Below are 24,481 nucleotides of genomic sequence, written 5' to 3' on the forward strand. Positions count from 1 at the left end.
GCCTCGGACGTCAGTCCCGGTAGTCGTCCTCGTCGATGGAGACGACCAGGGACTGCTCCACGGCGTCGCCGTCGTCGGCCTGGTCCGCGCCGAGTGCCCGCCGCTCGCGCAGCTGCTCCAACTCGTCGCCCTGGCGCTCGGACACCTCCCGTTCCTCGTCCTCCGCCTCCATGACGGCCGGCGACTCCTCGTCGTAGTCCTCGGGGAACTCCGGGTTCTCTGGGTTCTGGCGCATGGCGCCAGTATCCGCCGCGAACGGGCCGTGCGCGCCCCGTCCGCCGGCCTCGGCGTGTTGGCCCGCGCCGTCGGCGAGCCCGTACGCGCGCCCGGAGGCCCCGGCGAAGGCGTACCCGGAGCGGTAGCCCACCCGGTCGACGGCCGGGCCGGGGGCAGTGTGGCGGCCGCCGCTGCCGAGGCGGCCGGATCAGGCGCGCTCGGCGGCCTCCCGGGTGAGGAAGACCAGCCGGGCGCGCTTCTCCGGCTTGTCGATCTCCGGGCCGAGTTCGAAGCCGCAGCGCTGCAGCAGGGCGATCGCCCGGTCGTTGCGGGCGTCGGGTTCGGCGACGATCCGGCGGCGGTCGGGCCCGGTGAGGAGGTGGCGCAGGAAGACACCGAGCAGCGCCCGGCTGTACCCGGGCTGCGGCGGGCCGTCCGCCGGGCCGATCAACAGGTGCAGCCCGTGGTCGCCGGGCAGGACGTCGTAGCACTCGCCGACCGGGTCGTGCTCGGGCTCGTAGCTCTGGAAGAGCGCGGCCGGACGGCCCTCGCACAGCGCCAGGAAGGCGTGGTGGGTGGGCAGCGAGTCGACGAACTCGTAGATCTCCCGGACCTGTTCGCGATCGTGGTCCAGCATGCCCCAGTAGCGGGCGCGCGGCTGGGTGACCCAGCGGTGGACCAGGCCGGCGTCGGCGGCCGGGTCGAGCTCGACGATCCGGACGGCTCCCAAGGCCGGGAGCTTCTCCTCGTGCACCGCCGGGCGGTCCGCGGGTGCGGCCGCCCGGACGGGGGTGTTCGCGGTCATCACGGCTCCTCGGTGAGGCGGGTCCAATCGGTGGTGACGGGGGCGAGGCCGCCGCTCAGCCAGAGCGGCAGCTGGTCGCGGCGGTGCGGGTGGCCGGGCAGCCCGGAGGCGCCGAAGGGCACCACCCAGAGGCTGTTGTCGCGGTCGGCGAGGTCCCAGACGTACCGGGCGGCCGAGCCGCGGGCGCTGCGGTCGGTGAAGCCGGGGACGCTGGAGGTGACGAGCACGCAGTCGTGGTCGCCGGCCAGCCCCGGCCACTCCTCGTCGGCCGTGCCGTCCGCGCCGGGCAGGGCCTGCCAGGGCGCCAGCCGGTGGGTGGCACCCCAGGTCACCTCGCCGCCCGCCCCGGCCGTCTCCTCCACCGCGGCCCGCACCAGCTCCGCCCGGTCCACGCCGGGCAGGTGGTCGTCCGCCAGCAGGGTCTCCAGCGCGAAGGCGACCCGCGGCAGCAGGGCGAGCCAGGGCAGGAAGAGGTCCGGGTACGGCGACGGGCCGGCCAGGCCGGCGAGTGCCGGGTCGGCGGCGAGGCGGCGGACGACGGCGGAGCGGAGCGCGGCGAACCGGGCGGCCTCCACCGAGTCGGCCTCCATCCGACGGTCCCAGTCCAGCAGCCGGCCGCGCAGTTTCTCCGCGGCCGGGCTCAGCCCGTCGAGGGCGGCGAGCAGGTCGAGCAGCGGGCGGGCGGAGGTGAGGTGGGTGTCCATGTGGACGGCGGCCATGTCACGCGGTGCCCAGGCGACCGGTGCGTCCAGCAGGCGGGCGATCCGCTCTGCGCGGTGCGGCGGCGCGAACTCGACGCCGAGCGGTGCGGCCAGGCCGCGCTGATTGGCCATCACCGCGGTGCCGTGCACCTCGGCGCGCGGCATCGGGTGCCGGCCGCGCCAGGCGTACTCGGCGTCCCAGGCGGGGACGGGCCGCAGGCTGTTCTCGCGGGCGCGCAGCGGTACGGCACCGGCCACCCGGTGCAGCAGGCCGCCCTCGGTGTCGGCGGCCTGGACGACGTTGACCGGCTCGACCCAGCGGTCGAAGGCGCGGTCGACGTCGGCGACGGTACGGGCGTGCAGCAGGGCCGGCAGGGTGTCGAAGCCGAGGGCGGCCTCGGCCCGCGGCAGGTGGCGCAGGCTGATCGCCTCTCCCCCGCCGTCCGCACCGCCGATGATCACCGGCCCGCGGTCGGTCTCGACGATCTCGATCTCCACCGGTTCGGCTCCGGCGACCTCGACCGTCTCGGTGTGCACGGCGGCGGGCTGCCAGCCGTCCGGGCCGAGCGCCTCGATGCCGGGGCCGCCGGGGCCTTCGGTGCGGCGCAGCCGTTCCCGGTAGAGGTCCTGGTAGTCGGCCATGGCGCTGGTGATGGCCCAGGCGACGCCGCCGGTGTGACCGAAGTGGCCGATGCCGGGGACGCCGGGGACGGCCAGGCCGATCACGTCGAACTCCGGGCAGGCCAGCCGGATCTGCTGGTAGATGCCCGGGTCCTCGATGAAGCGGTGCGGGTCGCCGGCGATCAGTGCGGCGCCGCTCCCGGTGCGTTCGCCGGCGACCAGCCAGCCGTTGCTGCCGGAGGTGCCGGGGCCGTCGGTGGCGAAGAGTTCGATGTGCTCGTCGCCGAGCGCGCGGGCGACGCGGTCGCGCCAGAGCTTGGTCGGGAAGCCGGCGAAGAGGACGTGGTGGGAGAGCCAGACGGCGAGCGGGGTCCACGGCTCCCAGCGGCCGGGGGTGATCCCGGCGGCGGCGAACTCGGGTGCCCGGTCGCCGTGTTCGGCGAGGCCGGCGTTGACGCCGTCGACGTAGGCGCGCACCCATTCGGCGGTCGCCGGGGCGAGGGCGTCGTAGCAGCGGCGGGCGGTGTCGGCGAGCCGGGCCTGCCGGGCGAAGACGTCCCAGCCGAGGGCGTCGGCGCCGAGGAAGGCGGCGGAGGTGCCCAGGGCGCGGTGCCGCTCGACCTCGATCTGCCAGGCGCGGTCGGTGGCGGCGTTGCGGCCCTGGGCGCGGGCGAGTTCGAGCGGGTCGGCGGCGCGCAGGTGGGGTATGCCGTACGCGTCGCGGTAGGTGCGTGCGGTCATGCCCGGCTCTCCTCGGGGCGGACGGCGCCGCGGCGGGCGGCGGGGACGACCAGCGGGGTGCCGGTCTCGGGGCAGTCGATGACCCGGCAGGGCAGCTTGAAGACCTGTTCGACGAGGTCGGCGGTGACGATCTCGGTGGGCGGGCCGGAGGCGACGACCTTGCCGTCGCGCATGGCGATCAGGTGGGTGGCGTACCGGGCGGCGTGGTTGAGGTCGTGCAGGACGGCGACGAGGGTGCGGCCCTGCTCCTCGTGCAGCCGGGCGCACAGGTCGAGGACCTCGATCTGGTGGGCGATGTCGAGGTAGGTGGTGGGCTCGTCGAGGAGGAGCAGCGGGGTCTCCTGGGCGAGGGCCATGGCGATCCAGACGCGCTGGCGCTGGCCGCCGGAGAGCTCGTCGACGAGCCGGTCGGCGAGGGAGTCGACGCCGGTGGCGGCCATCGACTCGGCGACGACCTCCTCGTCGCGCGGGGACCACTGGCGGAGCAGGCCCTGGTGCGGGTAGCGGCCGCGGGCGACGAGTTCGGCGACGGTGATGCCGTCCGGGGCGACGGAGGACTGCGGGAGCAGGCCGAGGGTGCGGGCCACCTTGCGGGCGGGGACGGTGGCGATGTCCTGGCCGTCGAGCAGGACGGAGCCGGCGGTCGGCCTGAGGGTGCGGGAGAGGGCGCGCAGCAGGGTGGACTTGCCGCAGGCGTTGGGGCCGACGACGACGGTGAACGACCGGTCGGGGACGGCGACGGTCAGGCCCTCGGCGATGATGCGCTTCTCGTAGGCGAGGGTCAGGTCGGCGCCGCCGAGGCGCGATCCGCCGCTTTCCATGGTCGGGTCTCCGTTCGGGTGCGTGGTGCCGGTGCGGGGTTCGGGCCGTCTGCTCACAGCCGCCCCGCCCTGCGCTCGGTGGCGAGCAGCCAGACCAGGTAGCCGCCGCCGAGGACGCCGGTGACCACGCCGACCGGCAGCTGGTGGTCGGCGAAGGCGCGCTGGGCGGCGTAGTCGGCGGTGACGAGCAGGGCCGCGCCGGTGCACATGGAGGCGAGCAGGTTGGGGCCGGGGGCGCGGGTGAGCCGCTTGGCCAGTTGGGGCGCGGTGAGGGCGACGAAGTTGACCGGGCCGGCGGCGGCCGCGGCGAGCGAGGCGAGCAGGACGGCGGTGGCGAGCAGGGCGAGCCGGACGCGTTCGACGCGGATGCCGAGGCCGCTCGCAGCGTCGTCGCCCATCTCCAGCATCTGCAGGGCGCGGCCGGCGCCGAGCAGCACGGCGGGGCCGAGGACGGCGAGGGCGATCATCAGCGGGACGGCGTCGCGCCAGCCGCGGCCGTCGAGGCTGCCGGTGAGCCAGAGCATGGCGCGGGCGGCGTCCATCAGCTGGGTGCGGGTCAGCAGGTAGCCGTTGATGCCGGTGAGGATGGCGGCGCTGCCGATGCCGATCAGGACGAGCCGGCTGCCCTGGACGCCCTGCCGCCAGGCGAGGGCGTAGATCGCGGCGCCGGTGGCGGTGCCGCCGGCGATCGCACCGCCGGCCAGGGCGAGGCTGCTGCCGCCGGCGAGGACGACCAGCAGGGCTCCGGCGCCGGCGCCCTGGGTGAAGCCGAGGATGTCGGGGCTGCCGAGCGGGTTGCGGACGAGGGACTGGAAGAGGGCGCCGGCCAGGGCGAGGGCGGCGCCGACGAGCAGGGCGGTGACGACGCGGGGCAGCCGCAGCTCGTTGACGATGAAGTCCTCGGCGGGGCTGCCGCCGCCGGTGAGGGTGCGCAGCACGTCGGAGGCGCTCATCGGGTAGTCGCCGCTGCCCAGGGCGAGGACGCCCGTGGCGAGGGCGAGCAGGGTGCAGACGGCGCCGACGGCGAGGGCGCGGGGCCGGTAGCGGACGGAGACGGCGGAGCCGATGCGGAGGGTGCTCATGCCCGGGCCACCTTTCCGCGGCGTGCGAACCAGAGGAAGAAGGGGCCGCCGAGGACGGCGGTGACGATGCCGACCTGGAGTTCGCCGGGCCGGCCGAGGACGCGGCCGAGGACGTCGGCGCCGAGCAGCAGGACGGGGGCGAGGACGGCGCAGTACGGGAAGAGCCAGCGCAGGTCGGGGCCGGTGAGGGCGCGGACGAAGTGCGGCACCATCAGGCCGACGAAGACGATCGGGCCGCAGGCGGCGGTGGCCGCGCCGCAGAGCAGGGTGACGGCGACGATGGCGGCGGCGCGGATCAGTTCGGGCCGGGCGCCCAGCGCGCGGGCGGAGTCGTCGCCGAGCGCCATGGCGTTGAGCGGCCGGGCGAGGGCGAGGGCGAGCAGCAGGCCGGTGGCGATGAACGGCAGCACCCTGAGGACGGTGCCGCTCTGCGCGCTGGCCAGTGAGCCGACCGTCCAGAAGCGCATCTTCTCCAGGGCGCCGGTGTCGAGCAGCATGACGGCGCTGACGTAGCTGAACAGCGTGGCGTTGAGGGCCGATCCGGCGAGGGCGAGCCGGGCGGGGGTGGCGCCGCGGCCGCCGCCGACGGCGTAGACGAGGACGGCGACGGCGGCGGTGCCGGCGAGGGCGAACCAGACGTAGCCGTCGAAGGTGGCGATGCCGAGGAAGGTGCCGGCCGAGACGACGGCCGCGGAGGCGCCGGCGTTGATGCCGAGCAGGCCGGGGTCGGCGAGCGGATTGCGCGTCAGGGCCTGCATGACGCCGCCGGCGAGGCCGAGGGCGGTGCCGACGAGGAGTCCGAGCAGGGTGCGGGGCAGCCGCATCTCGTGGACGACCGTCCAGGAGTCGGAGTCGGAGTCGCTGTCGACGAGGCCGTGCCAGACCTCGGTGACCGAGAGCTGCTTGGCGCCGACGCCGATGCTCAGCGCCAGGACGGCGAGCAGGACGGCCAGGGCGGCGGCGAGGCCGGCGGCGCGGAGTGCGGTGCGGGCAGCGGGCGGGCGCCGGCCGGCCGCGGCGGGCTCGGCCGAACCCCCTCGGGCCCGGGGTGGCTTGGTGAGAGACACGGGTGGTGCTCCGGCGCTGGCGGGGACCGGCTTCCGGAACCCCCTCTGGACAATGACTTAGGTTAGGTTAACCTAATGCCCGCTGCCGGTCTGCTGCCAGTTCCGATCCGCAGTCGCACCCCTTTCGCCAGTGAGAGAGACACCGTCATGCCGCGTTCCAGAACTGCCGCTCACCTCTCCCGTCGCGGCCTGCTCGCCGCCGGTGGCGCCACCGCCCTCGGAGCCGTGCTCGCCGCCTGCGGAAGCAGCGGCGGTTCGGGCTCGGACGGTGCCTCCTCCTCGGCGAAGCCCGCCGGCGCGGGCCCGTGGTCGTTCACCGACGACCGCAAGAAGGAGGTCACCGCCAAGGCCGCGCCGAAGCGGGTCGTGGCGTACACCGGCACCGCGGCCGCCCTGGTCGACTTCGGCCTGGACGCGCAGATCGTCGGCGTCTTCGGCGAGACCAAGACCGCGGACGGCAAGGCCGACCCGACCGCCGGCGACCTGAAGGTCGACAAGGTCGAGATCCTCGGCAACGTCTGGGGCGAGTTCGGCGTCGAGAAGTACGCGGCCCTGCGCCCCGAGCTGCTGGTGACGCACATGTACGACCCGGACGCGCTGTGGTACGTGCCGGACGAGAGCAAGGACAAGATCCTGCAGCTCGCCCCGAGCGTCGCGATCACCACCGCCCGCGTCCCGATGACCAAGCCGATCGAGCGCTACGCCGCGCTCGCCGAGTCGCTCGGCGCCGACCTGAAGGCCAAGAAGGTCACCGACGCCAAGGCCCGCTTCGAGAAGGCCGCCGAGGAGCTGCGCCAGGCCGCCAAGGCCAGCGGCGGCATCAAGGTGATGGCCTGCTCCGGCGCCGCCGACGTGTTCTACGTCTCCAACCCGAAGGTCTCCACCGACCTGATGTACTTCGCCGAGCTCGGCGTCGACATCGTGGTGCCGACCAAGCTGGAGGCCGGTGACTACTTCGAGGCGCTCAGCTGGGAGAACGCCGGCAAGTTCCCCGCCGACCTGCTCCTGCTGGACAACCGCTCGACCGCGCTGCAGCCCAAGGACCTGGCCTCCAAGCCGGCCTGGGGCCAGCTGCCCGCCGTCAAGGCCGGCCAGGTCGTCGGCTGGGACGCCGTGCCGCGCTTCTCGTACGCCGGTGCCGCGCCGCTGCTGGAGAACCTCGCCAAGGCCATCCGCAACGCCAAGAAGGTGAGCTGACGCACCGATGGCCACCGCTTCCGACATCGCGGCGCAGTACGGCTTCTTCGAGGTGCGGGTCGTCCGGACCGAGCGCCTCGGGCCGACGCTGGTGCGGGTCACCTTCGGCGGGGAGCAGCTGACCGGGTTCGCTTCCGGCGGCCGTGACCAGAGCTTCTCGCTCTTCCTGCCCCACCCGGGGCAGGAGGCCCCGGTGCTGCCGGTCGAGGAGGGCGAGGGCTGGTTCGCCGCGTGGCGGGCGCTGGACGAGGACGTGCGGGCCGTGATGCGCTCGTACACGATCCGCGGGCAGCGCCGCGATCCGGACGAGGTGGACGTCGACTTCGTGCTGCACGGGGTGGACTCCCCGGGTGCGGCCGGGCCGGCCGCGTCCTGGGCGGCGAAGGCCGGCCCCGGCGACCGGGTGATCCTGCTCGGCCCGGCGGTCGAGGACAACCGCAGCGTCTGCTTCAGGCCGCCGGCCGGCACCGACTGGGTGCTGGTCGCGGCCGACGAGACGGCGCTGCCCGCGGCCGGCGGCATCCTGGACTGGCTGCCGGCCGGAACCCGGGCCCGGGTGTGGATCGAGGTGCCGCACGCCGGGGACGTCCAGGACCTGGCGGCCGGGCCGGAGGTGGAGATCACCTGGCTGGTCCGGGAGAGCGGGGCGGCCCCGCTGGCGGACGCCGTCCGGGCCGCCGAACTGCCCGAGGGCACCCCGTACGCCTGGATCGCCGGCGAGTCCGGCAGCGTCCGGGCGCTCCGCCGGCACCTGGTCGGCGAGCGCGGCGTGGACCGCAGCCGGGTGACCTTCTCCGGGTACTGGCGCCGAGGCGCCTCGGAGGAGCAGCTCCGCCTGGAGGCGGCCTCCGGCGGCGATCCTGACGCCGAGTGACCTGCCGCACCGTTCGATCTGCCGCACCGTCAACCGAACGGCTTCGAAGGCCCGTTCCCCACCCATCGGGGACCGGGCCTTCGCGCATGGCTCTACTTAGGGTAGGCTAACCTAAGTTTCGCCACCCCGTCCGCGAACCGTTGAGGACTGACCATGAGTTTCCAGGGCCACACCGTCGAGCCGTCGGCCGACAGCACCGCCACCCTGGAGGGCGCCAGATCGCACCTCTTCAACGACCGCACGGTGGAGGGCTACCGGCAGTCCCTCGCGGCCGGCGTCGACACCGTCGCCGCGAAGATCGCGAGCACCCGCCGCCCCTTCACCGGGACGACACCCGACAGGCTCGCGCCGGAGATATCCGGCATCGACCTCGACCGCCCGCTCGGCGACCCCGCCGAGGCCCTCGCCGAGCTGGAGGACGTCTACCTCCGCGACGCCGTCTACTTCCACCACCCCCGCTACCTGGCACACCTCAACTGCCCGGTGGTCATCCCGGCCCTCCTCGGCGAGGCCGTCCTCACCGCCGTCAACTCCTCGCTGGACACCTGGGACCAGAGCGCCGGCGGCACCCTGATCGAGCGCCGCCTGATCGACTGGACGGCCGAGCGGATCGGCCTCGGCCCGGACGCCGACGGCGTCTTCACCAGCGGCGGCACCCAGTCAAACTTCCAGGCCCTGCTGCTCGCCCGCGAGGAGGCCTGCACCGCCCTCGCGGCCGCCGCCGACACCCCGCCGGCCAAGCACGAGCTGCTGCCGAAGCTGCGCATCATCGCCTCCGAGGCGAGCCACTTCAGCGTCAAGAAGTCCGCCGAACTGCTCGGCCTCGGCATGGACGCGGTGATCTCCGCCGAGACCGACCGCAGCCGCCGGATGAAGCCCGAGGCGCTCGCCCGCGAGCTCGCCCGCTGCGAGGCCGAGGGTCTGACCGTGATGGCCGTCGTCGCCACCGCCGGCACCACCGACTTCGGCTCCATCGACCCGCTCCCGGAGATCGCCGCGCTCTGCGCCGCCTCCGGCACCTGGATGCACGTCGACGCCGCGTACGGCTGCGGACTGCTCGTCTCCCCCACCCGCCGCCACCTGCTGGACGGCATCGAGCGGGCCGACTCGGTCACCGTCGACTACCACAAGTCCTTCTTCCAGCCGGTGAGTTCCTCCGCCGTGCTGGTCCGCGACGGCGCCGTGCTGCGGCACGCCACCTACTACGCGGACTACCTGAACCCGGCCCGGATGGCCGAGCAGCGCATCCCCAACCAGGTCGACAAGAGCATCCAGACCACCCGCCGCTTCGACGCCCTCAAGCTGTGGCTGACGCTGCGCATCATGGGCGCCGAGGCCGTCGGCGTGCTCTTCGACGAGGTCGTCGACCGCGCCGCCGCGGCCTGGGAGATGCTCACCGAGGACCCGCGCTTCGAGGTCGTCACCAAGTCGCAGCTGTCCACCGTCGTCTTCCGCTGGCTGCCACCCTCCGGCCCGGCCCGCGAACTCGCCGACGACGCCAACCTGTACGCCCGCGAGGCGCTCGCCGCCTCCGGCGAGGCCGTCGTCGCCGGCACCAAGGTCGACGGCCACCACTACCTGAAGTTCACCCTGCTCAACCCGGAGACCACGCTGGACGACATCGCGCACGTCCTCGACCTCCTCGCCGAGCACGCCGGCCGGTACGTCAACGACAAGGCCGCCGCCCCCGAACTCTGCCGCGTCGCCGGCTGATCCTGCCCGCCCCCTCCGCACCACGGGAGAAGCATGTCCACCCACGACTTCGTCGCGATCGGGCTGGGCCCCTACAACCTGGGCCTCGCCTGCCTCACCGAGCCGATCGACGGCCTCGACGGCCTGTTCCTGGAGAGCAAGTCGGACTTCGACTGGCACCCCGGGATGCTGCTCGACTTCGCCACCCTGCAGACGCCGTTCATGGCCGACCTGGTGACGCTCGCCGACCCGACCTCGCCCTACTCCTTCCTCAACTACCTGAAGGAGTCCGGCCGGCTGTACCCGTTCTACATCCGCGAGATGTTCTACCCGGTGCGCAGCGAGTACAACGAGTACTGCCGCTGGGCCGCCGCCAAGCTGCGCAACGTCCGCTTCGGGCACACCGTCACCCGGGTCGAGTACGACGAGGCCGGCGGCCTGTACACGGTGGTCTCCGAGGCCGGCGGCGAGACCGTCCGGCACCGCGCCCGGCACCTGGTGCTCGGCACCGGCACCCCGCCGTACGTCCCGGAGTCCTGCCGGGGGCTCGGCGGCGACCTGATCCACAACTCCGGCTACCTGGACGCCAAGCAGAGCCTCCAGAAGAAGCGCAGCATCACCGTCGTTGGCAGCGGCCAGAGCGCCGCCGAGATCTACTACGACCTGCTCGCCGAGACCGACGTGCACGGCTACCGGCTCGACTGGGTGACCCGCTCGCCGCGGTTCTTCCCGCTGGAGTACACCAAGCTCACCCTGGAGATGACCTCCCCCGAGTACGTGGACTACTTCCACGCCCTCCCGGAGGAGACCCGCTACCGGCTGGAGGCCGAGCAGAAGGGCCTCTTCAAGGGCATCGACGCCGACCTGATCAACGGCATCTACGACCTGCTGTACCAGAAGAGCGTCAAGGGCCCGGTGCCGACCCGGCTGCTCACCAACACCGCGCTGCACAGCGCCTCGTACGACGAGACGCTGGGCACCTACACCCTCGGCCTCCACCACGCCGAGCAGCAGCGGGACTTCACCCTGAGCACCGAGGGCCTGGTGCTGGCCACCGGCTACAAGTACACCGTGCCCGCGTTCCTGGAGCCGGTGCACGACCGCATCCGGTGGGACGGCCGCGGCCGCTTCGACGTCGCCCGCAACTACAGCATCGACACCACCGGGCGCGGGATCTTCCTGCAGAACGGCGGCACCCACACCCACAGCATCACCTCGCCCGACCTGGGCATGGGCCCGTACCGCAACTCGTGGATCATCCGCGAGCTGACCGGCCGCGAGGTCTACCCGATCGAGAAGGCCATCGCCTTCCAGGAGTTCGGCGCGCCGGAGGGCGTCCTCGCATGACGCTCTTCACCCGCACCGACGCCCGCGTGGGCGAGCTCTCGATCCGCCCGCTCGACCCGGACGCCGACGCCGCCCTGCTGCACGCCTGGGTCACCCACCCCAAGGCCGCGTTCTGGATGATGCAGGACGCCTCCGTGGCCGACGTCCGCGCCGAGTACCGGCGGATCACCGGACACCCCCACCACGACGCGTACATCGGCCTGGTCGACGGCGCCCCGGCGTTCCTCGTCGAGCGCTACGACCCGGCGGAGCTCGAACTCGTCGGCCTGTACGACCCGGAGCCCGGCGACGTCGGCATGCACTTCCTGTGCGGGCCCTCCGACACCCCGGTGCACGGCTTCACCCGGGCCGTCATCACCACCGTGATGGCCTTCCTCTTCGACGACCCGGCCACCCGCCGCGTCGTCGTCGAGCCGGACGTGCGCAACACCGCCGTCCACGCCCTGAACGCGGCGGTCGGCTTCGAGGTCGTCCGCACCGTCGCCAAGCCGGAGAAGGACGCCCTGCTCAGCGTCTGCACCCGCGCCCAGTTCCAGCACGCCCTCGCAGGAGCCGCCGCATGATGCCCGCCGAAGCCGTCGCCCACCTGACGCCCGACGCCTGGGCGCAGGCCAACCGGCTGCTCGTCCGCAAGGCGCTCGCCGAGTTCTCCCACGAGCGGCTGCTCACCCCCGAGCAGCTGCCCGACGGCCGGTACGCCGTGCGCAGCGACGACGGCACCGTGGAGTACCGCTTCACCGCCCGGCTGCGCGCCCTCGACCACTGGCAGATCCCGGCCGGGTCCGTCACCCGGCACCGCGGTGAGGAGGAACTCCCCCTCGACGCCGTCGACTTCTGCATCGAACTGCGGGAGACGCTCGGCCTGTCCGACCAGGTGCTGCCGGTCTACCTGGAGGAGATCTCCGCCACCCTGGCCGGCACCGCCTACAAGCTCGGCCGGCCCGCACCCGCCGCCGACGAGCTCGCCAAGGCCGACTTCCAGACCGTCGAGACCGGTATGACCGAGGGCCACCCCGGCTTCGTCGCCAACAACGGCCGGATCGGCTTCGGCGTGCACGAGTACCACCGGTACGCTCCCGAGGCCGCCGCCCCCGTCAAGCTGGTCTGGCTGGCCGCGCACCGCGACCACTCGGTCTTCACCTCCTGCACGGACATCGACTACGACACGCTGATCCGCCAGGAGCTCGCCCCGGCCACCCTCGCCCGGTTCGCCGCCACCATGGCCGCCCGCGGCCTCTCCCTCTCCGACTACCACCTCTTCCCGGCGCACCCCTGGCAGTGGTGGAACAAGCTGTCGGTGACCTTCGCCGGCGAGGTCGCCCAGCAGCGCCTGGTCTGCCTCGGCGAGGGCGACGACGAGTACCTCGCCCAGCAGTCGATCCGCACCTTCTTCAACACCAGCGACCCGTCGAAGCACTACGTGAAGACGGCCATCTCGGTGCTCAACATGGGCTTCATGCGCGGCCTCTCGGCCGCCTACATGGAGGCCACCCCGGCCATCAACGACTGGCTGGCCAAGCTGATCGCCGACGACGAGGTGCTGCGCGGAACCGGTCTGACGATCATCCGCGAGCACGCCGCCATCGGCTACCGGCACCGCCAGTACGAGGCCGCCACCGACCGGTACTCGCCCTACCGCAAGATGCTCGCCGCGCTCTGGCGGGAGAGCCCCGTACCGTCCCTCGCCCCGGGCGAGCGGCCGATGACCATGGCCGCGCTGCTGCACACCGACCGCGAGGGCCGCTCGCTGGCCGCCGCACTGATCGCGCAGTCCGGCCTGCCCGCCGAGGTGTGGCTGCGCCGCTACCTGGACGCGTACCTCACCCCGCTGCTGCACAGCTTCTACGCCTACGACCTGGCGTTCATGCCGCACGGCGAGAACACCATCCTCGTCCTGGACGGCGGCGCCGTGCAGCGCGCGATCTTCAAGGACATCGCCGAGGAGATCGTCGTCATGGACGAGAACGCGGTGCTGCCGCCCGCCGTCCAGCGGGTCCGCGCGGCCGTGCCGGACCACATGAAGCTGCTGTCGATCTTCACCGACGTCTTCGACTGCTTCTTCCGCTACCTCGCCGCGATCCTCGCCGAGGACGGCGTGCTCGACGAGGACGCCTTCTGGCGGACCGTTGCCGAGTGCGTGGCCGACTACCGAGACTCGGTGCCGCACCTCGCCGAGCGGTTCGAGCTGCACGACCCGTTCGCGCCCGAGTTCGCGCTGTCCTGCCTCAACCGCCTGCAGCTGCGCAACAACCAGCAGATGGTCGACCTGGCCGATCCGTCCGGGGCGCTCCAGTTGGTCGGCACCCTGGTGAACCCGATAGCCCGCTTCGCCCCCGCCTCCCGGTGACCGCCGCCACCGCGCAGGCGGAGACCGTCCGCGAGGACCGGCTGCCCGGCCGGTGGCTGGTCCTCGCGGTGATCTGCCTCGCCCAGCTGGTGGTGGTGCTCGACAACACCGTGCTGAACGTGGCCGTGCCCACCCTCGGCCGCGAACTCGGCGCGGACACCGCCGACATCCAGTGGATCGTCAACGCCTACTCGCTCGTCCAGGCCGGGCTGCTGCTCGCCGCGGGCAGCGCCGCCGACCGGTACGGCCGCCGGCGGCTGTTGCTCGCCGGCCTCGTGCTGTTCGGCCTCGGCTCGCTGGCCGCCGGGCTGTCGGCCGGCACCGGGCAGCTGGTCGCCGCCCGGGCCGGCATGGGCGTCGGCGGCGCCCTGCTGATGACCACCACCCTCGCCGTCGTCCTGCAGATCTTCGACGAGGGCGAGCGGACCCGGGCGATCGCCGCCTGGAGCGCCGTCAGCGCCCTCGGCTACGCGGCGGGCCCGCCGGTCGGCGGCCTGCTGCTCGCCCACTTCGCCTGGGGCGCCCTCTTCCTGGTGAACGTGCCGGTGGTGCTGGTCGCCCTGGTCGCCGCCCGGGCACTCGTCCCCGAGTCCCGGGCCCCCGGCGGCGGTCCGCCCGACCTGGTCGGCGCATTGCTCTCCACGGCCGGCATGACCGCCCTCGTCTACGCGATCGTCTCCGGCCCCGACCACGGCTGGGGCACGGTGCACGTCCTGCTGGCCGCCCCGACCGGCCTGCTGCTGCTCGCCGCCTTCGTACGGTGGGAGCGGCGCACCGCACACCCCATGCTGGACCTCTCCTTCTTCCGCAACCGGCGGTTCGTCGGCGCGGTCACCGGCGTCGTCCTGATCACCTTCGGCAGCACCGGCGTGCTCTTCCTGCTCACCCAGCAGCTGCAGTTCGTCCGCGGCTACCCGCCGCTGGAGGCCGGGCTGCGGATGGCGCCGTTCGCCCTCACCGTGGTCGCGCTCAACTTCTCCGGCCTGACCGCCCGGCTCATCGTCCGGCTCGGCCACCCCCGCTCCATCGCCCTCGGCATGGCCGTCCTCGCGGCCGGCTTCGGCACCGCCGCCCTCTCCGCCCACGGCTACGGCCCGCTGCTCGCCGGCCTGGTGCTCATGGGCACCGGTTGTGCGATCGCCAACCCGGCGATCGTCGAGGCGGTCGTCGGCGCCATCCCGCAGGAGCGGGCGGGCGCCGGCGCAGGCATCGACGGCGCCATGGCCGAGGTCGGCGCGAGCCTCGGCGTCGCCGCCCTCGGCGCCGTCATGAACGCCCGCATCACCGCCCTCCTCCCGGCCGCCGCCTCGGTGCCCGCCGCGCTCGCCGCGGCCGGCACCGAGACCGAACGCGCCGCCGTCCTCGACGCCTTCACCGCCGCGTCCCGGACGGCCCAGCTCGCCGGCGCGGCGGCCGTCCTCGCCGGCGGCCTGCTCGCCGCCCTCCTGCTGCGCCGCGCCGCCCGGCACCCCGGCTGATCGAGCCCGTTCGGAGACCGTCCCGGGGCGGTCTCCGAACGGCCGTACAGCGTTTGCCCGGCCCGCCGCCCCGGCGGAACGTGGCAGGTGACCCCCGCCTTCCCGGGGGCGGGACCTGCCGGAGAGGGGCCGCGGCCATGGCGGACGAACGGGCCGAGACCATCGCGCGGTTCATCGAACCGCTGCGCGTCGAGCCGGGTTCGAAGGTCGACCTCGCCGAGGACTTCGACCCCTCCTACAAGGCCGGCCTCAAGAAGAAGGACGGCGTCGAGCTGCTGCGCACCGGCGTGGAGCTGCTCGCCGAGTACCAGTCCCGGCTCGCCGCCCAGGACACCTACGGCGTGCTGATGTGCCTGCAGGCGCTGGACGCCGGCGGCAAGGACGGCACGATCCGGCACGTCATGAGCGGCGTCAACCCGCAGGGCGTCAAGGTCAGCAGCTTCAAGGTGCCCTCCGCCGAGGAGATCGGCCACGACTACCTGTGGCGCTACGCCTGCCGGCTGCCGGCCCGCGGGGAGATCGGCATCTTCAACCGCTCGCACTACGAGGAGGTCCTCGTGGTGCGGGTGCACCCGGAGATCCTGGACCGCCAGCGCCTGCCCGAGTCCGCCCGCGGGCCGAGCATCTGGAAGCGCCGCTACCGGGCGATCAACGACTGGGAGCGCCACCTGGCCGACAACGGCTTCAAGGTGGTCAAGATCTTCCTGAACCTCTCCCGGGAGGAGCAGCGGGCCCGCTTCCTGAAGCGGATCGACCTGCCGGAGAAGAACTGGAAGTTCTCCGCGGCCGACGTCCGCGAGCGCCGCTTCTGGGACGACTACCAGCGGGCCTTCTCCGCCATGCTCTCCGCCACCAGCACCGAGTGGGCGCCCTGGTACGTGGTGCCGGCGGACCGCAAGTGGTTCGCCCGGATCTGCGCCGCCGCCGTGCTCGCGCACACCCTGATCGGGATCGACCCGCAGTACCCGGTGGTCGACGCGCAGACCCGGAAGGACCTGCGCGCCGTCCGGCGCTCCCTGGAGGCGGAGGCCCCCGAGGGCGCCCCGGCGGACCCGTACGAGGCGGAGCAGCGCAGGAAGAAGGGGAAGCAGGGCGGGAAGGGATCCGGCCGATGACCCGGCAGCCGACGGCCCCGCAGTCGGACACCCCTCTCTGGTGCACCCGCCCGCCGGAGGAGGTCGCGGCGGCGCTGGGCGTCGACCCGGCCGTGGGCCTGAGCGCCGCCCGGGCCGCGGAGCTGCTCGCCGCGAACGGTCCGAACGCGCTGCCCGAGGAGAAGCCGAAGCCGACCTGGCTGCGGTTCCTCGACGAGTACCGCAGCTACATGCAGATCATCCTGGTGGCCGCCGCCGTGGTCTCGATGGCCATCAAGGAGTGGAGCACCGCGATCCTGCTGGTCCTGCTCACGCTGCTGAACGCCGTCGTCGGCCTGCGCCAGCAGGGCAAGGCCGAGAGCGCGATGAACGCGCTGAAGTCGATGATGAAGGCCACCGCGCGGGTGCGGCGCGACGGCACCGAGTCGGAGATCCCGGCCGAGCAGCTGGTGGTCGGCGACGTGGTGCTGATCGCGGCCGGCGACCAGGTGCCCGCGGACGGGCGGATCGTCCAGGCCAACGCGCTGCAGATCGACGAGTCGGCGCTCACCGGCGAGAGCGTCCCGGCGGTGAAGGACGCGGACACGCTCACCGGCGAGCGCCTGGCGCCCGGCGAGCAGTCGAACATGGCGTTCATGAACACCCCGGTGACGCACGGCAGCGGGCTGTTGGTCATCACCGGGACGGGCTCGGGCACGGAGCTCGGCAAGATCTCCGGGATGCTCTCCGCGACGGAGAAGGAGCAGTCGCCGCTCACCAAGGAGCTGGACACCCTCACCCTGTGGATCGCGAGCGCCGCCGGCCTGACGATGATCGTGATGTTCGCGCTCGGACGCAGCCGCGGGGACGCCTGGGACGCTCTGTTCGTCAGCGCCGTCTCGCTGGCCATCGCCGCCATCCCCGAGGCGCTGCCCACGGTCTCCCAGGTGATCCTCTCGGTCGGCAGCCTCAACCTGGCGAAGCGGCACGCGATCGTGAAGGAGCTGCCGTCGGTCGAGACGCTGGGCTTCACCTCGGCGATCAACTCCGACAAGACCGGCACCCTGACGATGAACCAGATGACCGCCGTCGAGGTGATCAGCCCCACCGACCGGTACACGGTCTCCGGCACCGGCTACGGCCTGGAGGGCAGGATCCACCACGCCGCGGGCGCCTCCGCCGGCATCGAGGACGCGATCCTCCCCTACCTGGTGGCGAGCGACGCCAAGCTGGTGGACGGCAAGGTGGTGGGCGACCCCACCGAGGGCGCCCTGCTGGTGCTGGGCCACAAGGCCGGGCTGGACATCGAGGGCACCCGGGAGCGCCACCCGCGGCTCGCCACCCTGCCCTTCGACCCCGGCTACAAGCTGATGGCGACCTTCAACTCGGCGCTCGACGCCGCGGGGCGACCGGTGGTGCGGTGCTTCGTCAAGGGCGCGGCGCCCGCGGTGATGGACCGGGCCGCGACCGCACTGGCGGCCGGTGCCGCCGTCCCGTGGGACGCCGAACTCGGCCGCCGTGCCCAGGAGGCCACCGAGCGGATGGGCGCCGAGGGGCGCCGGGTCATGGCCGCCGCCGTCAAGGACCTCGACCCGGCCGGCTTCGACCCCGACGGCGACCTGCTGGCCCTGGTCGACGGGCTGCAGATGACCAGCCTGGTCGGCATGGTGGATCCGCCGCGCGAGGAGTCGAAGGCGGCGGTCGCCGAGGCGCAGGCCGCCCACATCCGGGTGCGCATGGTGACCGGCGACGACGTCACCACCGGCGCGGCCATCGCCCGCCAGCTCGGGATCGACGGCGAGGCCGTCCTCGGCGCCGACTTCGCCGCCATGTCCGAGCAGGAGCAGCTGGACCGGATCGACACCATCGGCGTGGTCGGCCGGGTCGCCCCCGAGCACAAGGTGCTGCTCGCCAACACCCTGAAGAAGAAGGGGGACGTCGTCGCGATGACCGGCGACGGCGTCAACGACGCGCCCGCCATCAAGGCCGCGGACATCGGCATCGCCATGGGCAGCGGCACCGACGTGGCGAAGAACGCCAGCCGCATGATCCTCTCCGACGACAACTTCGCCACCATCGTGTACGCGGTGGCGGAGGGCCGGAAGCTCTACGACAACCTCACCAAGTACATCCGCTTCGTGCTGCTGCTCCTGGTCACCTTCGTGCTGACCTTCCTCGGCGCCACGATCTTCGACATCGCGAGCGGCGAGCCCTTCCCGCCGCCGCAGGTGCTGTGGATCCACTTCGTGGTCAACGCCCCGTTCGGTTTCGCGCTCGGCTTCGACCAGGAGAGCCCGGGGCTGATGCGGCGGATTCCGCGGCCGCGCGGCGAGACGGTGCTCACCCGGCCGGTGATGGTGACCGTCGGGCTCAGCGGGCTGGCCATCACCCTCGCCCTGCTCTCCCTGATCAAGCTCGGCCAGAACCACTACGGCGACGTGCGGACCGGCAGCTCCATCGCCTTCACCGCCTTCGCGCTCTGCCTGATCGTGGCGGCCTTCGAGTGCCGCTCCGAGACCGCCTCGGTCTTCACCACCACGACCTTCGACAGCAAGCAGATGAACTGGGCCGCCCTCGGCGAGTTCTTCCTCGCCGTGATGGTCACGCAGATGGACGGCTTCCGCCGCATCCTGGGCACCACCCGCATCAACGTCCAGCAGTTCGGCTGGGCCCTGCTGGCCGCCCTGGCCCTGCTGCTGCTGTGGGAGGCGGGCAAGTTCCTGGCGCGGCGGTCGCGGGGTGCGGTGGCTGCCTGATTGGCGATTCTGACTGAGCGTCAAGCTCGTGTTACAGTCCGTCAGAACATGGACATGTTTGACCCCGGCGGTGCGCCAACACCCCGGGGCCCGACACCAGGAGCCACAACTCCCGATGCAGATTCATCGTACCGAACACATCCGCTGCTTCACCGTTCTCCCGAACGGCCTGTTGCAGGACCGATCGCTCAGTTACACCGCCCGCGGCCTCCTCGCCGACCTGCTCTCCCGCCCCGACGGGCGCCGCGAGGACGCCCGCAGCATGGCCGACACCAGCCCCCAGGGCCGCGCCGCCGTCAGCCGGGCGCTCAAGGAACTCATCCGTGCGGGGTACTACCGGATCGAGAAGATCCGCCTCCCCGACGGCACCATCCGCTCCGTGGCCCACGTCTACGACACCCCGCACTGGGCGCTGCCGGACGCTGTGATCCCGGGCCCCGGTCCGGCGGCACCCGGCCTGCCTGTCGCCTCTCTTGTAAAGAACCCGGAGAAAGAACCCACCCTCCCCGCCGCCCCCGAGCTGGCCTCCCCCGTACCGGCCTCCCCGGTGCCGGACGAGCAGACCCGCGCCGCCGTCGCCGCCCTCTACCGCGCCATCCGACCCGAACCCCGCCTGCACATCGGCGAGGCCGAGGCCCTGGGCCTCGCACCCCTGGTCGCCCGCTGGCTGGAACGCGGCGCCACCGCCGCCGACCTCGCCCACACCCTGCTCCCCGGCCTGCCCTCTCCCCTGCACTCACCCGCGGCCCTGCTGCGCAACCGCCTCCAACGCAAGGAACCGGTTCCCGTCCCTGCCGCCGCACCGCGCTACGCCGAGTGCGCCCGCTGCCACGACCCCGTCCCCACCCCCGGCATCTGCCGCCCCTGCGCCGGCCTGCCCGCACCGTCGGCCGGCAGTTCACGCAGACCGGAGACCGCCACCACGGGCGCCGCCCGCGCCCGGGCCGCCCTCCTCGCCGCCCGCAGCCTCGGGCCAGCCCTGCTGCGATAACCGGTTCCTCCAGTACCGCCCCGCATGCCGTGCCATCCGTCCCGCCCCGGTGGGGGGCCTGCGCGCCGGAAGCGTTCGCGAGGTGCAACGGCCTGAGTCCTTCCCTTCGAAAGAATCACCAGGGCGACGCACCGTCAGGTATGGTGCCCGTACCGGCCGGGGCGACGGCCGAGGCTGTGCGTGGTGGCCCGTGCCCACCGCGCCGTCGACAGCCTGAAGTTCGGTCATCGCGATCACCTCGGTCTGCCATGCCCTCACGCATGCCCCGAGGCACGGGCGGTGCATGCCGAAGGAAAACGGGATGGCTCGACACACTCACGACGGCGACATGCCGGCCCGCCTCCGGGCCGCGATGCTCAGGGGCGCCGTCGACACGTTCGACTATCTGCAGGACGTCCTGCGTTACTGCGCTCCCGACCGTGCCTCGCACGGGTGGGCAAGGATGTGCATGTACCGGGCGAGCGACGCGATGGACACGGTCGGACGGATGGCCGGCGTCATCGCCGCCCAGCTGGAACACGACGGTGTGGAGCGGGGCACGATCCGGGCCCTGCTCCGCGTCGACCGCGAGTGCGTCCGGACGGCGACGCCCGTGCGCACCGGCGGCATGCCGTACTCACCGCAGGAGCTGGCCGTCATGCCGCACCTGCTCCAGGAGCAGGTGCGGTCCTCCATCGCCCGCGTGATGGTCCGGCTCCAGGTGGTGCTGCGTCTGAGCCGCAGCACCGGAGACGAGCTCTGGCCCGGCAGGTGCCTGGCCCCGCTGGCGAAATCCATGGACGAACTGGGCAAACTGAACGGGCTGATCGCCGCCGTTCACGCCGACACCATGAACGAGCAGACGCTGGGCCGCTATCAGCACCTCTTCCAGCAGCAGCCCCGCTCCGGGATGCCGAGCGCCGACGACCGGGCTTATCTGGCCGGCCTGCTCGGGCGGCCGCTGGGCGAAGGCTCGTCCACCTGGCACCTCATCGGCCGTGAAGAGGCCCGAAGGGCACGCGGATCTCTCGTACGCGACCTGCACGAGGCCCGGGTGGTGGCACTGCTGGACCTGCTGGAGGCGGAATTCCGCGATCGGCGGTGGGAGGACGAGAACGGCCGACCGCTGCCCCCGGTGCAGAATGCGGCCGTGGGCTGCCTCCACGCCCGGGAGGTTGCCACCTGGCCCGAGGACGATGAGGACGAACCCCTGTACTGGCTGTCCGACGAGAACGAGCGGGTGTACGCCAAGGCCGCCGCCGCCGCCCTGGCCGCGAGGCTCTCGGGCACCGGCCCGTTCGGCCCGATCTCCGAGCGGGGTGCACGGTGAGCCACCTGCCCGCCGGCGTACGGCTTGCCTGGCTGCTGGTCGCGCTGCTGTCCTCGGCCGTCGTCGCCCTGCTGGCGTTCATCCTGAAGACCCGCACCGGGTCACGGGCCGCCGATGCCGTCCTCGTCGCCGGCTCCGCATTCGCCGGCAGCATGGTGGTGGCCATGGGCCTGCTCACCGTCGCCCTCGGCCCCTGACCGCAGCTGCCCTTCCGTCCCCGCAGACCCAGCCCTGGCGGGACGGACGGGTGCGGTCGGCTACTCGGCGACCGACCACCACTTGCTGAACATCAGGATGATCGTTCCCATCCAGAAGAACACCAGCGAAACCCACAGGAGCATCTGGAAGCCGGTGCGGTAGAGCGCAAGGGCGGCGACGAACGAAACGAGCCCGGTCAAGGAGACGGAGAAACCCCATCGTTTGACGTACTGCGCCCGCGGCCCGATGGGGTGACGCACCGGGGCCGCGGCCACGGCACCGAAGCTCAGCACCTGCAGGATCGCAAAACCGATGACGATCATTCCTTTTCCCACCCTCTGTTCGTCTTCCGGGTCCGGGGCGGCGCCGGCACATTCCGGCGCCGCCCCGGATTCACTCCATCAACCGCCGACCGCAGTGAACGAGGTCGCCCGGTCGTTCACGTCATTTCCGACGTAGTTGTTGTGGGTCGGGTCCGAGAAGAAGTTGGCGCGAGAGGGCATCACCCACAGGCGCTGATCTCCCGGCCCGTAGACCTCGACCGTCATCTTCGTGCTGGTGTTCACCCAACTGCTCGCCTGGTAGTTGAAGTTCCACTGGTCCAGTGCGTTGGTGTACTCGTACACGTCCTTCCACTGCAGCCGCCGGCCACCGTAGTCCCTGTCCGCGTACAGGCAGTACCACATGTCGCGGAAGCCGTATGGGCACTTCTGATACGAGCACGATCCAGTGTCGTAGCAGGTACCCGTGGCCCGCGGCGAGACCGCATCCGCCCCCTTGAGCGCTGCCCCGCCCAACAGCTTCCCACTCGTTTCCGGAGCGGTGCGCTGCGACGGGACCGGGAAGGACATGACGACGCTGCCACCCTTCCAGGCAATCTCGTTCGCGCTCACCTGGATTCCACCAGGCACGTCCTTCATCTGCTGGTCGATCTCGGCCTGGAGTTCACGGGCCTGGGCCAGAGACATACCGGCCAGCTCCGGACGGCCGTCCGCCTGCGCCATGGCGAAAGCCTTCGGCTCCGGAGTGGCGGCAGCGGCCTCGGCGGCCTGCGACACCATGCCTGCCAGTAACAGGCCGGCCGACATCGCAGCAGCGAAACTCTTCCTCATGAAATCCCCCACAAAATCAAGGAGGCCATCTCGAAGATCCCCCTCAACGACAGCCCCCCGGTGTCGCTTCGAATGAGATGAGCTTCGCAGACGCACATTCTCCTCATCGCCCACTTGAGGTGAATCTGAGGGTTCCCTCCGCGAACCTGCCGAACGACGGGTGCCGACACCCGCCGTTCGGCAGGGGCGGCGGCCAACAGACGTCCGGTTCAAGCACATTGAGTGTGACATTCCCGCCGTGGGCAGAAGTGCGCATGCTTGCTCCACGGCACCGGATTTGCCCCTGCCGCACCCTTCAGGCGTATGTCATCGACACCCCGGAGGGCCTCGACATCGAGGTCTCGGCTGACGGCACCTTCACCCCCGTGCTCCGCGCGCTCGTGGTTCCGAACCCGGCCGGCCCCACCAAAAGCGGTTGCCCGACGAGCACCTCGACGAGCGGGAGCCGCTCGAAGGCCCGGAGGGACCACGTCCACCTGGTCATGCGCGGCTGTACGGACCTGGCCGAGACGGACGCCTCCTTCCGCATCGGCGGTTTCGGCAGGGACGACTGGGCCTTCGACGTCTCCTACGACGCGTCGGCGTTCCTGGAGAGCCTCCAGGACCTGCTGCACACGGTGCAACAGCGCTCGGCCTTCGAGATCGACCTCTATCCGCAGGGGGTCGAGCGATCCCTCGTGTTCCGCTTCCAGGACGACACGGTCCTGGTGGGCTGCACCCCGCGGACCACCTGGGTCCCGTCCCCGACGACCGAGGTCTGCTCGCACCGCGAGCTCATGTCGATGTGCACCGCACTGGCACGGGACTTCGCGTCCTCGCTCCACGCCATCGGCTCGGAGGTGTCAGAACTGGCGCCGTTCCGCGACTGGCGCCGAGGGCACTTCGGCTGACCTGCAGCGCGGCCGGGACCGTGCCGCACGAAAAAGATCCAGGTCACGGAGTGACCTGGATCTTCGACTGAGCCGCCTGCGGGATTCGAACCCGCGACCTACGCATTACGAGCCCGAGAGTGATCATGATGGCTGCTGCCGCATCTATCACTTGGTGATGAACCTGCAGGTCAGCACGTTGCGCCGTGATCCACGATCTCGCTTGAACCGGCACGTGTTGCCCCGTCCGCTCACGCATCGCTCACGCAATTGGGGTTGTCCTGCTGGAGGCTCGCGCCGCTCTACAGGATCGATGCCGGCAGGGCTAGAGGTCTGTCGCAGACATGGCGAGGACGCCTCCACGTCGGCGACGACCAGTGACCGTTACCAGCGTCCGGCCACCCGCGCGCAACGACAGACGAGATGTCAGACCCATCGCGCAGAATGGCGCCAGGCGGGAGGTCCCGCCACGCTTCTGACGAAGGAGAGATACGGCGTGGGCGTCCAGGACATCCAGCAGGCGGTCGAGGGCTTCTGGTCAGTGCGGGACCGCCAGAGGTCAACCCAGGGAAACAAGCACATGCAGCCCCTCGAAGCCCTGGTGAAGCGCCTCTTCATCGACTGTGGGATCCCCGAAGAATGCATCAAGACCGGACAGCCCTACCTGCCCGGCTACTACCGCGTCCGCAAGCAGTGGGACCTGGTCGTGAAGTACAAGGATGTGCTGGTCGCCGCGTTCGAGTTCAAGTCTCAGGTCGGTAGCGTCTCGAAGAACTTCAACAACCGCTTCGAAGAGGCGCTGGGAAGTGCCACCGACATCGAAGCCGCACAGCGGAAGAACGAGCAGAGCCCGTTCGGGCAGGTACCACCGTGGCTCGGTTACGTGTTCGTCCTGCAGGAGACTGCCGAGACGGAGAAGGAAGGGAGGGAAACCCGAGCTATGTTCCCGACCGATCCCGCCTTCGAAGGGCTTTCCTACAACCAGCGGTACCAGGAGATGATCCAGCGCTTCATCGGAGAGCGCGTCTACGATGCAGGCTGGTTCATCACGACGAAGCGTGTCGACGGTGACGTCAGCTACCTTGAGCCCCTGGCAACCGCAACGGCGAGTGTCCTTCGCGCAGCCATCGAGGGGCGCGTCAAGGTAGTGAAGGCGATGCTGAAGGAGTAGAACCGGCACGGCC

General features: G+C 72.0%; 22 protein-coding genes. 14 read left to right on the plus strand and 8 right to left on the minus strand.

Going from position 1 to position 24,481, the window contains the following annotated elements; translation table 11 throughout:
* Positions 1-10: 10 nt before the first annotated feature.
* The 6 genes from AB0M03_RS09885 to AB0M03_RS09910 all read right to left on the minus strand — a co-directional run bounded on the left by AB0M03_RS09885 (position 11) and on the right by AB0M03_RS09910 (position 6,054).
* Complete coding sequence (locus tag AB0M03_RS09885) at positions 11-235, minus strand: hypothetical protein (RefSeq protein ID WP_363490380.1); 225 nt, start codon at positions 233-235, stop codon at positions 11-13.
* A gap of 189 nt (positions 236-424) precedes the next feature.
* Positions 425-1,021 carry a GNAT family N-acetyltransferase gene (locus tag AB0M03_RS09890; RefSeq protein ID WP_363490382.1) on the minus strand — a complete coding sequence of 199 codons (597 nt, stop codon included), beginning with the start codon at positions 1,019-1,021 and terminating at the stop codon, positions 425-427.
* Positions 1,021-3,084, minus strand: coding sequence for a penicillin acylase family protein (locus AB0M03_RS09895; protein ID WP_363490384.1), 2,064 nt, complete (start codon positions 3,082-3,084; stop codon positions 1,021-1,023). Before AB0M03_RS09895 ends, AB0M03_RS09890 begins: the two co-directional genes overlap by 1 nt.
* The gene (locus AB0M03_RS09900; RefSeq protein ID WP_363490386.1) at positions 3,081-3,905 is read right to left on the minus strand and encodes an ABC transporter ATP-binding protein; all 825 of its coding nucleotides are present in this window, start codon (positions 3,903-3,905) and stop codon (positions 3,081-3,083) included. The genes AB0M03_RS09895 and AB0M03_RS09900 overlap by 4 nt, the downstream gene beginning before the upstream one ends.
* 53 nt (positions 3,906-3,958) lie before the next feature.
* Positions 3,959-4,987 carry an iron chelate uptake ABC transporter family permease subunit gene (locus tag AB0M03_RS09905; RefSeq protein ID WP_363490388.1) on the minus strand — a complete coding sequence of 343 codons (1,029 nt, stop codon included), beginning with the start codon at positions 4,985-4,987 and terminating at the stop codon, positions 3,959-3,961.
* Positions 4,984-6,054 (minus strand): iron ABC transporter permease, encoded by a 1,071-nt coding sequence (locus tag AB0M03_RS09910; RefSeq protein WP_363490390.1) that lies wholly within the window; start codon positions 6,052-6,054, stop codon positions 4,984-4,986. The genes AB0M03_RS09905 and AB0M03_RS09910 overlap by 4 nt, the downstream gene beginning before the upstream one ends.
* A 147-nt stretch (positions 6,055-6,201) precedes the next feature.
* Here AB0M03_RS09910 and AB0M03_RS09915 point away from each other — a divergent pair, with 147 nt between their 5' ends.
* The 12 genes from AB0M03_RS09915 to AB0M03_RS09970 all read left to right on the plus strand — a co-directional run bounded on the left by AB0M03_RS09915 (position 6,202) and on the right by AB0M03_RS09970 (position 21,315).
* The gene (locus AB0M03_RS09915) at positions 6,202-7,251 is read left to right on the plus strand and encodes an ABC transporter substrate-binding protein (RefSeq protein WP_363490392.1); all 1,050 of its coding nucleotides are present in this window, start codon (positions 6,202-6,204) and stop codon (positions 7,249-7,251) included.
* Positions 7,252-7,258: 7 nt separating this feature from the next.
* Positions 7,259-8,125, plus strand: coding sequence for a siderophore-interacting protein (locus AB0M03_RS09920; RefSeq protein WP_363490394.1), 867 nt, complete (start codon positions 7,259-7,261; stop codon positions 8,123-8,125).
* A 153-nt stretch (positions 8,126-8,278) separates the two neighbouring features.
* A complete protein-coding gene (locus AB0M03_RS09925; RefSeq protein WP_363490396.1) occupies positions 8,279-9,838 on the plus strand; it encodes an aspartate aminotransferase family protein in 1,560 nt (519 codons plus the stop codon).
* A 33-nt stretch (positions 9,839-9,871) separates the two neighbouring features.
* Entirely contained in the window at positions 9,872-11,164 is a 1,293-nt protein-coding gene (locus AB0M03_RS09930) for a SidA/IucD/PvdA family monooxygenase (RefSeq protein WP_363490398.1), read from the plus strand.
* The gene (locus AB0M03_RS09935; RefSeq protein ID WP_363490400.1) at positions 11,161-11,727 is read left to right on the plus strand and encodes a GNAT family N-acetyltransferase; all 567 of its coding nucleotides are present in this window, start codon (positions 11,161-11,163) and stop codon (positions 11,725-11,727) included. The genes AB0M03_RS09930 and AB0M03_RS09935 overlap by 4 nt, the downstream gene beginning before the upstream one ends.
* Entirely contained in the window at positions 11,724-13,511 is a 1,788-nt protein-coding gene (locus tag AB0M03_RS09940; protein WP_363490402.1) for an IucA/IucC family siderophore biosynthesis protein, read from the plus strand. Before AB0M03_RS09935 ends, AB0M03_RS09940 begins: the two co-directional genes overlap by 4 nt.
* A complete protein-coding gene (locus AB0M03_RS09945; protein WP_363490404.1) occupies positions 13,508-14,989 on the plus strand; it encodes an MFS transporter in 1,482 nt (493 codons plus the stop codon). Before AB0M03_RS09940 ends, AB0M03_RS09945 begins: the two co-directional genes overlap by 4 nt.
* A gap of 137 nt (positions 14,990-15,126) precedes the next feature.
* Entirely contained in the window at positions 15,127-16,104 is a 978-nt protein-coding gene (locus AB0M03_RS09950) for a polyphosphate kinase 2 family protein (RefSeq protein ID WP_363490406.1), read from the plus strand.
* Positions 16,101-18,818, plus strand: coding sequence for a cation-translocating P-type ATPase (locus tag AB0M03_RS09955; RefSeq protein ID WP_363490408.1), 2,718 nt, complete (start codon positions 16,101-16,103; stop codon positions 18,816-18,818). The genes AB0M03_RS09950 and AB0M03_RS09955 overlap by 4 nt, the downstream gene beginning before the upstream one ends.
* Before the next feature lie 115 nt (positions 18,819-18,933).
* Positions 18,934-19,809, plus strand: coding sequence for a hypothetical protein (locus AB0M03_RS09960; RefSeq protein WP_363490410.1), 876 nt, complete (start codon positions 18,934-18,936; stop codon positions 19,807-19,809).
* 301 nt (positions 19,810-20,110) lie between these two features.
* Positions 20,111-21,118 carry a hypothetical protein gene (locus AB0M03_RS09965; RefSeq protein WP_363490412.1) on the plus strand — a complete coding sequence of 336 codons (1,008 nt, stop codon included), beginning with the start codon at positions 20,111-20,113 and terminating at the stop codon, positions 21,116-21,118.
* Positions 21,115-21,315, plus strand: a complete 201-nt coding sequence (locus AB0M03_RS09970; RefSeq protein WP_363490414.1) for a hypothetical protein — start codon at positions 21,115-21,117, stop codon at positions 21,313-21,315. The genes AB0M03_RS09965 and AB0M03_RS09970 overlap by 4 nt, the downstream gene beginning before the upstream one ends.
* 60 nt (positions 21,316-21,375) lie before the next feature.
* On the opposite strand, the gene AB0M03_RS09975 is transcribed toward AB0M03_RS09970, so the two are convergent.
* Positions 21,376-21,639: a hypothetical protein gene (locus AB0M03_RS09975; protein WP_363490416.1), complete on the minus strand. Its 264-nt coding sequence runs from the start codon at positions 21,637-21,639 to the stop codon at positions 21,376-21,378.
* 78 nt (positions 21,640-21,717) lie between these two features.
* On the minus strand, positions 21,718-22,428 hold the full coding sequence (locus AB0M03_RS09980; RefSeq protein ID WP_363490418.1) for a peptidase inhibitor family I36 protein: 711 nt from the start codon (positions 22,426-22,428) through the stop codon (positions 21,718-21,720).
* 254 nt (positions 22,429-22,682) lie between these two features.
* Here AB0M03_RS09980 and AB0M03_RS09985 point away from each other — a divergent pair, with 254 nt between their 5' ends.
* Together AB0M03_RS09985 and AB0M03_RS09990 are read left to right on the plus strand one after the other, a co-directional pair.
* Positions 22,683-23,318: a hypothetical protein gene (locus tag AB0M03_RS09985; protein ID WP_363490420.1), complete on the plus strand. Its 636-nt coding sequence runs from the start codon at positions 22,683-22,685 to the stop codon at positions 23,316-23,318.
* Positions 23,319-23,793: 475 nt separating this feature from the next.
* A complete protein-coding gene (locus tag AB0M03_RS09990) occupies positions 23,794-24,468 on the plus strand; it encodes a PaeR7I family type II restriction endonuclease (protein WP_363490422.1) in 675 nt (224 codons plus the stop codon).
* Positions 24,469-24,481: the final 13 nt, after the last annotated feature.

Source organism: Kitasatospora sp. NPDC051914, assembly GCF_040680995.1.
Classification (GTDB): Bacteria; Actinomycetota; Actinomycetes; order Streptomycetales; family Streptomycetaceae; genus Kitasatospora.

Coding starts and splice junctions, on each gene's coding strand:
- AB0M03_RS09975 (WP_363490416.1), bottom strand. CDS start 21,639: ATGATCGTCATCGGTTTTGCGATCCTGCAGGTGCTGAGCTTCGGTGCC.
- AB0M03_RS09940 (WP_363490402.1), top strand. CDS start 11,724: ATGATGCCCGCCGAAGCCGTCGCCCACCTGACGCCCGACGCCTGGGCG.
- AB0M03_RS09885 (WP_363490380.1), bottom strand. CDS start 235: ATGCGCCAGAACCCAGAGAACCCGGAGTTCCCCGAGGACTACGACGAG.
- AB0M03_RS09960 (WP_363490410.1), top strand. CDS start 18,934: ATGCAGATTCATCGTACCGAACACATCCGCTGCTTCACCGTTCTCCCG.
- AB0M03_RS09925 (WP_363490396.1), top strand. CDS start 8,279: ATGAGTTTCCAGGGCCACACCGTCGAGCCGTCGGCCGACAGCACCGCC.
- AB0M03_RS09900 (WP_363490386.1), bottom strand. CDS start 3,905: ATGGAAAGCGGCGGATCGCGCCTCGGCGGCGCCGACCTGACCCTCGCC.
- AB0M03_RS09935 (WP_363490400.1), top strand. CDS start 11,161: ATGACGCTCTTCACCCGCACCGACGCCCGCGTGGGCGAGCTCTCGATC.
- AB0M03_RS09980 (WP_363490418.1), bottom strand. CDS start 22,428: ATGAGGAAGAGTTTCGCTGCTGCGATGTCGGCCGGCCTGTTACTGGCA.
- AB0M03_RS09965 (WP_363490412.1), top strand. CDS start 20,111: ATGGCTCGACACACTCACGACGGCGACATGCCGGCCCGCCTCCGGGCC.
- AB0M03_RS09930 (WP_363490398.1), top strand. CDS start 9,872: ATGTCCACCCACGACTTCGTCGCGATCGGGCTGGGCCCCTACAACCTG.
- AB0M03_RS09920 (WP_363490394.1), top strand. CDS start 7,259: ATGGCCACCGCTTCCGACATCGCGGCGCAGTACGGCTTCTTCGAGGTG.
- AB0M03_RS09985 (WP_363490420.1), top strand. CDS start 22,683: ATGCTTGCTCCACGGCACCGGATTTGCCCCTGCCGCACCCTTCAGGCG.
- AB0M03_RS09915 (WP_363490392.1), top strand. CDS start 6,202: ATGCCGCGTTCCAGAACTGCCGCTCACCTCTCCCGTCGCGGCCTGCTC.
- AB0M03_RS09895 (WP_363490384.1), bottom strand. CDS start 3,084: ATGACCGCACGCACCTACCGCGACGCGTACGGCATACCCCACCTGCGC.
- AB0M03_RS09950 (WP_363490406.1), top strand. CDS start 15,127: ATGGCGGACGAACGGGCCGAGACCATCGCGCGGTTCATCGAACCGCTG.
- AB0M03_RS09905 (WP_363490388.1), bottom strand. CDS start 4,987: ATGAGCACCCTCCGCATCGGCTCCGCCGTCTCCGTCCGCTACCGGCCC.
- AB0M03_RS09955 (WP_363490408.1), top strand. CDS start 16,101: ATGACCCGGCAGCCGACGGCCCCGCAGTCGGACACCCCTCTCTGGTGC.
- AB0M03_RS09890 (WP_363490382.1), bottom strand. CDS start 1,021: ATGACCGCGAACACCCCCGTCCGGGCGGCCGCACCCGCGGACCGCCCG.